Source organism: Exiguobacterium sp. SH1S21 (genome assembly GCF_004337175.1).
Taxonomy (GTDB): Bacteria; Bacillota; Bacilli; order Exiguobacteriales; family Exiguobacteriaceae; genus Exiguobacterium; species Exiguobacterium aurantiacum_A.
Genome location: NZ_SJUY01000003.1, coordinates 21,799 through 33,951, shown reverse-complemented (window position 1 = coordinate 33,951; position 12,153 = coordinate 21,799). Strand labels below are relative to the sequence as shown.

The following is a 12,153-nucleotide window of genomic DNA, read 5'->3' as shown; positions in this document are numbered from 1 at the left end:
AGGACTTATTGTAGAAAAGTATTCAGTGACATCGTAACAAGGTCGTGTCAATTTGAATACACAATGCACTACACACTAGTTTAACATACGGGAGTTTGGTACGATATGGATTGCGGAAAATCCACGGAGGAGTCGAGCGACATAACTCGACAATCAGACTTCAGACGGAAGGAACGAGTGGATCAACCTGTTAAACTAGTAATTAGGGGTGACGACATTGTTTCATTATCCAAACGGGAAGAAACCGAGAGCGGCCGAGATGCCGGCAAAGTCCAGTCCGCCAACGTATGCGAATCGAGGCATGAATTTAGAGACGCTTCTGAACGATACGAACGAGTTTTATCGACTCCATGGAAAAGCGGTCATCCATAAAAAACCGACCCCGCTCCAAATTGTCAAAGTCGATTACCCGAAACGGAGCGCGGCCAAAGTGACCGAGGCGTATTTTAAGCAAGCTTCGACGACCGACTACAACGGGGTCTATCGCGGGAAATACATTGATTTTGAAGCGAAAGAGACGAACAATAAAACGTCGTTCCCGCTCGGAAACTTTCATGACCATCAAATCAATCACATGCGCGAGTGTGAGCGCCACGGAGGGATTTGTTTTGTCATCATCCGGTTTAGCCGCTATAATACGCAATATGTGTTATCAACGGAGCAATTATTACACTGGTGGGAACAGCGGGAGACGGGACGAAAGTCGATCCCACTCGCATACATTGAACAAGAGGCAATCGAAGTTCCAACACGAGCCCTTCCAGCCATCGATTATTTGACGGCGATTGAAGCGTGGCTCGATTGAATAGAAGGAGTGAAGTGTGAATGGAACGAAGTCGGATGGCGCGTCGACAAGATACGACGAAAAAGCCAAAGCAACAAACGAAAAAACCAAAACAACAAACAAAGAAACCGATGTGGAGACGCATCCTACTTATTATAGGATTGTTGTTGATCGTCGGAGTGGTCGTCGGAGGAGCTTATACAGCCTACGCGATTGCGACCGCACCGCCGCTCGATGAGGAGAAATTAGTCGATACGTATCCGATTCAGCTACTGTCGGCTGAAGGTGAACCGCTTGAAGAAAGCGGTCAGATCCGTGAGTACGTGTCAATCGATGATATTTCAGAAGTGATGCAGCAAGCGGTCATCTCGATCGAGGACCGTCGCTTCTATGAGCATAACGGGATCGACTTGCGCCGCATCGGCGGTGCCGTGCTCGCGAACGTGACCGACGGTTTCGGGTCTGAAGGTGGTTCTACAATCACGCAACAGCTCGTCAAACAGTCGTTCTTGTCGACCGACAAGAAATTAAAACGTAAATTACAAGAGCAGTGGCTCGCCGTGAAACTCGAGCGCGAGTACACGAAAGAACAGATTCTCGAGATGTACTTGAACAAGAACTACTATGGTTCAGGGGCGTGGGGTGTGCAAGCGGCCTCGAAGACGTACTTCAATAAGCCGGTGTCAGAAGTGAACTATCAAGAAGCGGCTATCTTAGCGGGACTCCCGCAACGACCGAGCGCTTATGATCCGATCGCTGGCGACCAAGAACTCACGCGTTACCGTCAAGAACAAGTGCTGTCGGCAATGAAGCGGGACGGTCATATCACAGAACAACAGTATAACGAGGCGCTCGACGTCGAGATTGCCGACGTCATCTCGCCGGGTGCGCAGACAGAAGAAGAGTCTTACACCCGTTCGATCTACGCCCGTGTCCAAGCCGAACTCGAAGAAGACTACGGCTTAGAGCAGTCTGATATTTACGGGACAGGTTTGAAAGTATATACGTCAATCAATAAAGAGCTCCATGCGAAATTCAATAAAGATATTAAGACAGATAACGTGAACATTCCAAACGGTGAGTTCCCGAAAGATCTCCGCATGGGAGCGACCGTGTTGAACACGAAGACGGGTGAGATCATCGCCGTCATCGACAGCCAACAGGCGGAACAAGGCGACAAGAACTACCGCGACTACTCGCGCGAGAAACGCCAAATCGGTTCGACGGCGAAGCCGTTCTTCGATTACGGTCCAGGGATTGAGAACGCGCAATGGTCGACCGGGAAGATCTTGATGGATGCGCCGTTTGATGAAGGCGAATTCAATCCAGAGAACTATTACAGAGACTATCGCGGCGCCAACACGATGCGTTACTATTTGACGATTTCCGGCAACACGCCAGCCGTCCGCGCTTTCTATGAAGTACAGGACGAGTTCGGTCCAGAGGCGATCGAATCGTTCGTCGAGAACGTCGGCATCGAGCCGGCGCGTGCGGGTGACGAGATGGTGCCCGCGAACAGTCTCGGTGTAGCAGAAGCGAGCACGACGCAAATGGCGGCCGCCTATGCGACGCTTGGTGCGAACGGGATGTACACGAAGCCGCACTTAATTCAAAAGATTGAGTTCAACGACGGATCGACGATCAACTCACCTATTAAAGCGAAGCAAGCGATGGAAGACTATACGGCGTATATGTTGACCGACATGCTTCGTGACGTCGTCAGTGGTTCGAACGGGACTTACAAGCCAGGTGCGTTCCCGTGGGACGTCGCCGGTAAGACCGGGACGACGAACGATGATAAAGGTAATGAGAACGACAAGTGGTTCACGGGTTATACGACCGACTACTCGATTTCTGTCTGGACCGGAAAAGCAAGTGGGGCTGGCGATAATGCGCTTGCTGAGGACCACGCTCAGTACTACTTCGAGTATATGATGCAAGAAGTGACGAATGCGACGGGAAGCCCAGACCGCTTCCAGCAACCGGATTCTGTCTTGTCGCTCGGTAACGAACTGTACGTCAAAGGGACGAAGCCAAAAGACTTAGAACCTAAAAATCTTCCGGCACCGACCGGCGCGTCAATCAATTACGATATTCCGGCTGACAGCGGGACGTTGACGTGGTCATATAATCGAGAAGCAGTCGAAGCGGACGGCTATCAAGGTCTCTCGTTCACCGTGACGGAGAAACGTCCGGACGGCAGCGAACGTGTCGTCGGAACGACGGAAGACACGAGCATTCCTATTTCGGGCCTCCAGAACGGGACGACGACGTTCACGATCGTCGCGACTGCTTCGAACCAGCTCGTAGGGGAGCAACAGTCGAGTCCGGCCCAAACGCAATACACGGTCGAACGCAGTCAGGAACCGGCTGAAGAAGAACCGGTAACAGAAGAACCACCAACCGAGGAAGCGCCGCCGGAAGAAGAGCCGGCTGAAGAAACGCCACCGAATGAGACTGACAACAATAACGGTAATGGTAACAACGAAAATGGAAATGGGAACAATGAAGGCGGTGAAGGAGAGACGACAGAAGAGCCGGCGACAGAAGAGACGCCTCCGGCTGAAGAAGAATCTTCGACCGAGCTCGAATCACAGTCCAACTCAGACACGTCTGAATCAAACCAAGACCGTGAAAATGACAATCGCGAATGAATTGACTTACTTTAAACAGGGCGACATCAACGCCCTGTTTTTCTGTGTGGTTTGTTATAATGAAAAGAAAGCGAATAGGATGGTGACATATGGTTCAACTCTCTCTTAAGCGAAAGATGAAAGTGTTGTTTGTAATCGATCGACTGCAAGACGATGATCTTGGCCTACCCCTTCACGGCGTCAATGGATTGAAGATGGGACGCATTCTGTTAGAAGAATCGATCCCGTTCGGACGATTGATCGATGATTCGGCCGTGGCAGAGGCGATCGGCCATCCTTATTTGAAACGGATCGGCGTCGAGACGATGTTTCTCGGCGATGAATCTTTTTATCCAGAACTTCTTCGCGGCAAGCGCCAAGCGCTGACGACGCACGAGGATTATCATAAAGCGGTGCAACGTTACACGAAACATTTGCAAGCAGTCCATTCGAAATGCACGAAGTTACATACCATCGTCTTGTTCGGCCGTTCGACGCACCTGTTATACAATGATGCGATGGAGCGGCTTGAAGAAGAAAATGAGCATGTCGCCGAGGCGTTCAAAGCGATGGAGGTGCTACACTTGCCTGCGGTTCATCGTCTCTTGCGTGACGAACGAATCAGTCAAGTGAAGACGATCGTGGAGCGACTTGCACCTTCAAAATCATGAAATAAGTTGGTGAGCACTATGCGGAAAAAACGTTCCGTCGAAGAGATGATTAAGACATTAAAGACCGACCCGAGTTTTTCCGCCAATGTCACACACTGGCATACGGTCGAGGCACAACCTGCAAGATACGCGGCGATCCCGTCGAGCGTCCCAGACGATCTTGTCCGGGTGTTAAACAGTCGCGGCATCGAGCAATTGTACACGCATCAGGCCGAAGCGGTCGAACAGACGTCACGTGGGAACTCGACTGTCATCGTGACGCCGACAGCTTCTGGTAAAACGCTCTGCTATAACTTGCCCGTGCTGTCTAGAATGATTGAGAAACCGACGGCACGAGCCCTCTATCTGTATCCGACGAAAGCGCTCGCGCAAGACCAGAACAGCGATTTGATGGAGATGGTCGAGGCGCTCGAAGGCGACCTCCGATGCTTCACGTATGATGGGGACACGTCGCCGGCAGCGCGGACGAAAGTGCGGGACGCCGGCAACATCGTCATCACGAACCCGGATATGCTTCACTCAGGGATTTTGCCGCATCACACGAAATGGATCCGGTTGTTCGAAAACCTCGAATATATCGTTGTCGATGAACTGCATACGTATCGCGGCGTATTCGGGAGCCATGTCGCCAACGTCTTTCGGCGGCTCAAACGAATCTGTGCCTACTATGGAAGTTATCCGAAATGGATCATGACGTCCGCGACGATCGCGAACCCGGTCGAACTGGCCGAACTGTTGACCGAGGAAGAAGTGACGCTCGTCAACAATAATGGAGCTCCGCAAGGGAGAAAACACCTCATTTTCTATAACCCTCCGGTCGTCAATGAAGCGCTCGGGATTCGTCGGAGCGCCACGCTCGAAACGAAGCGGATCGCCTCAAAGCTTGTCGAGGCCGATATTCAAACGATCGTCTTCGCTCGGTCACGGGTCCGGGTCGAGGTGCTATTGACGTATTTGCAAGAATTGACGAGACGTGAACTCGGACCGAAGTCGATCGTCGGTTATCGGGGCGGTTATCTTCCGTCAGAACGGCGTGAGATTGAACGCAGGCTCCGGAACGGTGAAATCAAAGCCGTCGTTTCGACGAACGCGCTCGAACTTGGTGTTGACATCGGTCAACTCGAGGCGTGCGTATTGAACGGATATCCCGGCACCGTCGCCTCGCTCTGGCAGCAAGCAGGAAGAGCCGGCCGTCGCCAGTCGGAATCACTCGTCATCTTCGTCGCCTCGTCGTCATCACTAGACCAACTCGTCGTCGAGCAACCAGACCTGATTTTAGAGCGTTCGCCTGAGGCGGCCCGTCTTGACCCGAACAACTTGATCATTTTAGTCGATCATATGAAGTGCGCCGCCTTCGAGCTCCCGTTCCAAAAAGGGGAGCGCTTCGGTACGGTCGAGACCGAGGACATCCTTGATTTCTTGACGGACGCGCAAATCTTGCATGAGCGTGCCAATAAATACTATTGGATGACGGACGCCTTCCCGGCCCACGACATCTCGCTGCGGACGAGCGATCAAGAGAACGTCGTCATCGTCGACCAGACGGCGAAACATCAAGTCATAGGCGAGATGGACACGTTCAGTGCGATGACGCTGCTTCACGACGAGGCGATCTATTTGCATGGGGCCGAGCAATATCAAGTCGAGAAACTCGATTTTGAAGAGAAGAAAGCGTATGTGCGGCGCGTTGATGTCGATTACTACACAGATGCGAACTTGGCCGTGGAGTTAAAAGTGCTAGAAGAAAACAAGACGAGCGGAGCCAAGACGTTCGGTGAAGTGTCGGTCATCGCGATGGCGACGTTGTTCAAGAAAATCAAGTTCGGGACGCACGAGAATATCGGATCTGGCCCGATCCACTTGCCGGAACGGGAGCTGCATACGACGTCGACGTGGTTCACGCTCGATGACCGGTTCGCTTACTCGGAAGCCGATATGGAAGATCAGCTCGAAGCCGTCAGCGACTTGTTGCGCCGGCTCGCCCCGCTCTACTTGATGTGCGACACGCTCGACTTGTTCACGACGATTCAAATGAAAGCGACCCATACGAATAAACCGACCGTCTATTTGTACGACCGCTATCCGGGCGGTATCGGCTTGAGCGAAGCGCTCTTCCGAGACGCAGCTGAAATTTTAGACGCAGCAATCCGCACGGTCGAGGATTGTCCGTGTGTGAGCGGATGCCCACGTTGCGTCGGGATGATCGGCTACGGTGACTTTAAAGACCAAGTTGTCAATCAGTTGACCGCATTGAAAGGAACGATATGAAAGCGAAGCTATCACGACTCATCAAAACAAATGAACCGAAACAAGCGACGGTCACACCAGATGACGCGGAGCAGGCCAAGTGGATCGCACGAGGTGGCGAGATCCTGACGTTTGAAAGCGAGTGGTGCGTGCGCTTGAAAGAGATTTATCCGCTTGACGCGACGTATCACGACTTTACGTTCGACGCGGCGAAACGTGCCCTCGGAACGGCAGACCATCCGTTCTTCACGGTCGACGTGCCGTATGACCAAGTGTTGTTCATGGATACGGAGACGACCGGGCTCCGTGGTGCCGGGACGTCCATCTTTTTGATCGGGTTCGCCCGCTTCAAGCCAGACCATCTCGAGATGATTCAGTACGTATTGCCGCACCCGGCGTTTGAGACGGCGTTCTACTATCACTTTCTCAATGACATCGGCGACGAGGTCCGGTTCGTGACGTACAATGGAAAATCGTTCGATTGGCCGCAAATCAAGACGCGTCATACGTTCGTCCGGACGAAAGTGAAGGCGTTGCCCGCCGTCGGTCATGTCGATCTGTTGCATGCGTCAAGGCGTCTGTTGAAGCCGACACTCGAGTCGGTCTCGCTAAAAGCGGTCGAGGCCCATTTTGGACATGCCCGAACGGACGATCTGCCAGGTTTTCTCGCCCCGATGCATTACTTTCAATACGTCAAAGAGCGGGACCCTGATATTTTACAACCGGTCATCGAGCACCATCACGCCGATTGCTTGAGCCTCGTGTCGCTTTATAAGCGGCTCTGTCACCTCGTCGAAGCAGACGAGCCGACATTTGGAGAAGAGCGGGCCCATTGGTTGAACGATCTAGGGAGTACGGACGAGGCACTCAAACAGTATGAACGGATCGAGCAACCGACAAAACGAGCGAAACTGCGTCAAGCGCTGCTGTTAAAGCGGACCGGCCGCATCGTCGAAGCGCTTCCTCTTTTCAAAGAAGTCGGAACGACCGAGGCGTTGATCGAGCTAGCCAAGTATGCAGAACATCAGCAAAAAGATATCGTGTCAGCCATTCGATATACCGAGCAGGCGATTGCGATCGTGGAACAGCAAAAGACGGTCTTGAAACAGACCGTCCAAAAACAGCAACACGCGCTCAACCATCGTCTAGCTCGGTTAGAAAGGAAGAGGTTATGAAAGTTGTTGCGATTACCGGGTATCGGCCCCATGAGCTTGGGATCTTTAAAGCCGACCATCCCGGCATCGAGATCATCCAAGAAGCGTACCGCCGAAAGATCACAGAAGCAATCGAACTCGGGGCCGAATGGTTCATCTTCAGTGGAACGAACGGTTGTGAATTGTGGGCAGGACAAGTATTGTTAGAGTTAAGAGAAACACATCCGATTAAAATCGCGGTGTTTCCGCCATTTTTAGAGATGGAAGAACGGTATAAGCCGTATGAACAAGAGTTGTTCAGCCGGTTGCGGCTCGAAGCCGATTTTTTTGAACCGCTCACGCAACGTCCTTATGAAGACCCGAGTCAGTTGCGCGCAAAAACGGCGTTCTTTTTAGACAAGGCAGCAGGATTAATTACGTTGTATGACGAAGAGACGGGAGGAAGCCCCCGTTTCCTCGTTGAAGGGGCTAAACGAAAACACCAGATGGAACTATTCATGATCACACAAGACGACTTGCGTGTGATCGAGGAAGAAAAACAGTGGGAACAACAGTGGGAGTGAAGACTATGCAAACCGAATTAACAGCCGAAGCAATCTATAAACAAGAATTCAAGACGGCCCTCCGCGGCTACTCGCAAGAAGAAGTCGACCAATTTTTAGACGTCGTCATCCGGGACTATGAGAAGATGGCGAAAGAGATTGAACGTTTGCGACAAGAGAACGAATCGTTGCGCCGTGGTTCAAGCGAACCGACCGAGCCGGTGAAACCGGCCCAACCTGTCGCCTCGAACTACGATATGTTGCGTCGGATTTCAAACTTAGAAAAGGCCGTCTTCGGAAAACAAGTCGGACCTAGCGAATAACGAGAGGAGGTGGAATAGATGTTACAAGTGTTGACGGCCGTCAAGAAAGAGCCGGTGAAACGACAGACGAAAGGATTGTTCCGAACGAAAGAAGAGGTCATCTTGCCGCCGAAATCGTATACGGATGAGATTGTAGAAATCATTCGGCACACGTGTCGCTTCGATTGGATGATGATTGAACGGGTCGAAATCGGTGACAATGTGCTCGACTACGTGCTCGTCGGACCGAAAGGCGTCTTTTTAGTCCAAATCAATCGGACGACGACGGCCGTCCATGTGACGAACCGAGAGTGTCGGTTAGAAACCTCACTCGGGTGGAAAAACATCTATCCGCATCCAGTCGAAGGGCTCGAGCAGATGACGAAACAAGTTCGGAGCCTATTAAAAAAAGAATGCGGCAAGGCCGTACCGGTCACGTCATTTTTAATTTTTCCAGAAGCGTCACGTCTTAAAGTCGAACGTGTTAAAGCGAACTGTGAAGACTCGTTCGAAGCAATTGACAAAGTCATCGCCAAGACGAAACTCGAGCTCCTATCCGAGGCGACAATCAAACAAATCGCTTATTATTGTTCAGAGCGCCAGTTACATAAGTAAAAAAGGTGCCGCGGCACCTTTTTTACTTTAGTAGCTCTTTTGCTTTTTTTTCATCATTTCGGTGCACGAACAAGGCAACCCGGTCATCCAGATTTTTGGCGAGCGGTTTAAACAAGCGTCCGGTCGGCAAGCCTTGTTCGATTCGGCAAGTGACGCCTTTTTCCGTCAAATAGGTATAATCTTCGAGTAACTCCTCACCTTGTTTCCCGAACGCCTCACCAAAGCGGACCCATTGTAAGTTACGAATCGTCCGGATTGTCACGAGGATGACGAACAGCGCGCCAAGCGCGATAATCAATATAGTTTCCAACACATTCAACCCCTTCTTTACACAATTTTAAAGGGGGGAACGGTTGAAAGCAACAGCGGCGGACCGTATACTCGAAAAGAAGAGAGGGATGACTGTGAAAACGACGATACAATCACGGCGTGAAGCCGTAAAATTACTGCAAAGTGAACACGTGCTCTATATTCGAATCCATAACGGACAGACGGGCATGATCAAATCGACGGTCGATGGCATCATCGTCGCGATTCCGAACGAACAGACGGACAAAGTCGATTTTCGGAAATTAGAGGACGTGGAAGCGTTCGAGGCGTTTTATGACTTGACCCTCTCGAAACCGGGGACACTTTATTACAATGCACCATCCTGACAAAAGCTCCACTCTCACGAGTGGAGCTTTTGACTTAAGACGGTAACCAGACCGACAGTTTGTCACGTAGCGGTTCAGGTCGCATATGACGCTGTTTATGCAGCAAGTATCCGTCCGGTCGAATAACGAGGACACCCCGGCGCATGAACAAGGATTTCGCAAGTTCGTTGCCTTGGTCAAAGAAAGGACGGCTTGTTTTAGACAATGTGATGATTTGGAAGAATGATTGATGAGCGTTCAAGTATTCATATAACTCACTTGGGTCACGTGTGCCGTCATCGAGGACAAGTACTTGAAAGCGGCCATCGGCGACTTCTGAGATCTTTTGACGAAGGCCATCATCGGATCGGATCATCTCGATCTCGGGAAAGATTTTTCCTTCGGCGACCCGGATGAACGGTACACGTGAGTGCCCAGGGTAAGACAAGTGAAGCTGAGCGATTCGTTCGGTGATCTTTTCATTAATCAAATTGACGCGGGTGAACACGTCCGCTCCGACTGCTTGAAACGGCAATAAGATCGGGAGCGTCGTTTGGAGCACTTCGGTCGCGACGTTCGTCGTCTGCAAGACGTTTCTGGCGACGTGTTCACGCTCGTCCCGGTACGTGTCGACGACACTGAACGGCGCCCCTGCTTTCAGATGAAGCCAAAGCTTCCAGCCGAGGTTGAACGAGTCGGCGATGCCCGTATTCATCCCTTGGCCGCCGACGGGCGAATTGATATGCGCCGCGTCGCCCATTAAGATGACACGGTTATGGATGAACGAGTCGACCATGCGATTGTGCACCCTAAACAGTGAGAACCATTCGACCTCGTCGATCTCTACCGGCATGTGGCTCCGTTGTTCGACCAATTCGTGCAATTTGGCCTCGCTGAATGATTCGTCGCTCGCGAGATTACCGGTAATCCGGATCGTGTCATCCGTCAGCGGGAATACTTCTAACACGCCACGGTCCGAGAAAAAGATGTGTACTTCTTCACGGGAGATGTTCCATTTCGCCTTCATATCGGCCAACACCCAAGACTCTTTGAACGACTTCCCGCCGAATGGGAGCGCGAGCATACGGCGAATCGAACTATTGGCGCCATCGGCCGCAACGACATACTTGGCTTCGATCGTACGGTTCGAGTCGGATTCGAGATGGGCGAGCACACGTGTCGGATAGTGGGTTAACGAAACGAGTGCCTCGCCGCGCTTGACGTAGTGCCCGTGGTCGTTCAACGCCTGTTCTAAGATGGCCTCAGTCTCGTTTTGTCGTAATAGCGTGACGAACGGGTAAGGCGTGACGAGACGTGAGAACTCGAGTTTGGCCGTCCACTGCCCAGAAAAGTATAAGTTTCCTTTTTCGATTGTTCTGGCGCGACTGAGTACTTCTTTGGCGACATCAAGGCGTGAAAACACTTCGATCGTTCGCGGCTGAATCCCGATGGCCCGTGAGTTGTTCGAAGGCGTCGTTTTTCGATCGATGATTTCAAAAGAGATTCCATATCTGGCTAATGTCAAAGCGAGTGTGAGTCCTGTCGGCCCCGCCCCGACGATCAATATATCAACTTGTTGAACCAATTCTACCATCTCCTATCATTAATAATGATATTTCCGACATTTGCCACGTTTAAACGAGGAGACGATGGTGGAACTGTAAAACAGAGAGAGCGAGGTTGAAAATCATGAAACAATCATGGGTTACTGAAGCAAAATTACGAGAAAGTTTCTCGATGGAAGAGAATTATGAACAGACCGCCGCCGTCTTGATTCCGTTGACGCGAATTGATGACGTCTGGCACGTCGTCTTTGAAGTCCGGGCCCATACGATGCGGCGCCAACCTGGAGAGATCTCATTCCCGGGAGGTCGACTCGAGCGAGGGGAGACACCTGTCGAGGCCGCAGTCCGAGAGACGAGTGAAGAACTCGAGGTACCGCTCGAGACGATCGAGGTCATTGGTCGCTTACAGCCGCTCGCCACGCCGCACCGTCAACTCATCTATCCGTTCGTCGGGATGATTCCGACAGTTCCGGACGTACGTCAAACGGCTGAAGTCGATCATTTGTTCACCGTTCCCGTCGAAACGTTATTGTTAATTGATCCGTTTCACGGTGAGATGGAATGGACGATGAATCCGGATCAAAATATTCCGTTTGAACGAATGGCGAACGCTAAAGCGTATGAAAAACGGGTAATTAAAATGAGAGAACCTTTTTACGAACATGAAGACTACATTATTTGGGGATTGACTGGAAAAATTTTGTCACAATTCATCAAATGTACAAAAGAAAACGTATTCAAACCTATATAATTTAGTTATAATGATAAAAACAAATTTAAGATTGGAAGTGAATGGGTGTGTCTTTAGAATTCGCTGTGGGTGATATCGTTAAGTCAACTCGTGAAGGATGGGTCGCAGAAGTGACTGCCGTATTAACGAATACGGTCATCGGGGACGTTTCCATCATGGAGGAATATCAGCAACTCGGTCTCGAGTTTGAGAAACAAGTTTTGTTGAAAAAAGAATTGGAATTGATCGAACGCGCCAGCTGACCTTTTAACCGA

General features: G+C 51.0%; 13 protein-coding genes. 11 read left to right on the top strand and 2 right to left on the bottom strand.

Features of this window, described 5'->3' with window-relative positions; translation table 11 throughout:
* The first annotated feature begins 208 nt into the window (after positions 1 to 208).
* The 8 genes from recU (at position 209) to EVJ24_RS05400 (ending at position 8,948) form a co-directional block, all read left to right on the top strand.
* Complete coding sequence (gene recU, locus EVJ24_RS05435; RefSeq protein ID WP_083273961.1) at positions 209 to 805, top strand: Holliday junction resolvase RecU; 597 nt, start codon at positions 209 to 211, stop codon at positions 803 to 805.
* Between the two features lie 20 nt (positions 806 to 825).
* Positions 826 to 3,438: a transglycosylase domain-containing protein gene (locus EVJ24_RS05430; RefSeq protein WP_131440155.1), complete on the top strand. Its 2,613-nt coding sequence runs from the start codon at positions 826 to 828 to the stop codon at positions 3,436 to 3,438.
* Positions 3,439 to 3,527: 89 nt separating this feature from the next.
* Positions 3,528 to 4,088 (top strand): hypothetical protein, encoded by a 561-nt coding sequence (locus EVJ24_RS05425; protein ID WP_233589592.1) that lies wholly within the window; start codon positions 3,528 to 3,530, stop codon positions 4,086 to 4,088.
* Between the two features lie 18 nt (positions 4,089 to 4,106).
* Positions 4,107 to 6,356: a DEAD/DEAH box helicase gene (locus EVJ24_RS05420; RefSeq protein WP_070327406.1), complete on the top strand. Its 2,250-nt coding sequence runs from the start codon at positions 4,107 to 4,109 to the stop codon at positions 6,354 to 6,356.
* On the top strand, positions 6,353 to 7,510 hold the full coding sequence (locus EVJ24_RS05415; protein ID WP_131440153.1) for a ribonuclease H-like domain-containing protein: 1,158 nt from the start codon (positions 6,353 to 6,355) through the stop codon (positions 7,508 to 7,510). Before EVJ24_RS05420 ends, EVJ24_RS05415 begins: the two co-directional genes overlap by 4 nt.
* A complete protein-coding gene (locus EVJ24_RS05410; protein WP_131440151.1) occupies positions 7,507 to 8,052 on the top strand; it encodes an SLOG family protein in 546 nt (181 codons plus the stop codon). The genes EVJ24_RS05415 and EVJ24_RS05410 overlap by 4 nt, the downstream gene beginning before the upstream one ends.
* 5 nt (positions 8,053 to 8,057) lie before the next feature.
* Positions 8,058 to 8,354 (top strand): cell division regulator GpsB, encoded by a 297-nt coding sequence (gene gpsB / locus EVJ24_RS05405; protein WP_051121542.1) that lies wholly within the window; start codon positions 8,058 to 8,060, stop codon positions 8,352 to 8,354.
* Between the two features lie 18 nt (positions 8,355 to 8,372).
* A complete protein-coding gene (locus tag EVJ24_RS05400; RefSeq protein WP_070327404.1) occupies positions 8,373 to 8,948 on the top strand; it encodes a nuclease-related domain-containing protein in 576 nt (191 codons plus the stop codon).
* Between the two features lie 22 nt (positions 8,949 to 8,970).
* On the opposite strand, the gene EVJ24_RS05395 is transcribed toward EVJ24_RS05400, so the two are convergent.
* The gene (locus EVJ24_RS05395; protein ID WP_070327939.1) at positions 8,971 to 9,246 is read right to left on the bottom strand and encodes a hypothetical protein; all 276 of its coding nucleotides are present in this window, start codon (positions 9,244 to 9,246) and stop codon (positions 8,971 to 8,973) included.
* Positions 9,247 to 9,352: 106 nt separating this feature from the next.
* Between EVJ24_RS05395 and EVJ24_RS05390 the strand changes: the two genes are divergently transcribed.
* A complete protein-coding gene (locus EVJ24_RS05390; RefSeq protein ID WP_236633386.1) occupies positions 9,353 to 9,604 on the top strand; it encodes a hypothetical protein in 252 nt (83 codons plus the stop codon).
* 34 nt (positions 9,605 to 9,638) lie between these two features.
* On the opposite strand, the gene EVJ24_RS05385 is transcribed toward EVJ24_RS05390, so the two are convergent.
* Positions 9,639 to 11,177, bottom strand: a complete 1,539-nt coding sequence (locus EVJ24_RS05385) for an FAD-dependent monooxygenase (protein ID WP_131440149.1) — start codon at positions 11,175 to 11,177, stop codon at positions 9,639 to 9,641.
* 95 nt (positions 11,178 to 11,272) lie between these two features.
* On the opposite strand from EVJ24_RS05385, the gene EVJ24_RS05380 reads away from it, so the two are divergent.
* Positions 11,273 to 11,899: an NUDIX hydrolase gene (locus EVJ24_RS05380; RefSeq protein WP_131440147.1), complete on the top strand. Its 627-nt coding sequence runs from the start codon at positions 11,273 to 11,275 to the stop codon at positions 11,897 to 11,899.
* 65 nt (positions 11,900 to 11,964) lie between these two features.
* Positions 11,965 to 12,141 carry a DUF2187 family protein gene (locus tag EVJ24_RS05375; protein ID WP_016509936.1) on the top strand — a complete coding sequence of 59 codons (177 nt, stop codon included), beginning with the start codon at positions 11,965 to 11,967 and terminating at the stop codon, positions 12,139 to 12,141.
* The last annotated feature ends 12 nt before the right edge of the window (positions 12,142 to 12,153 follow it).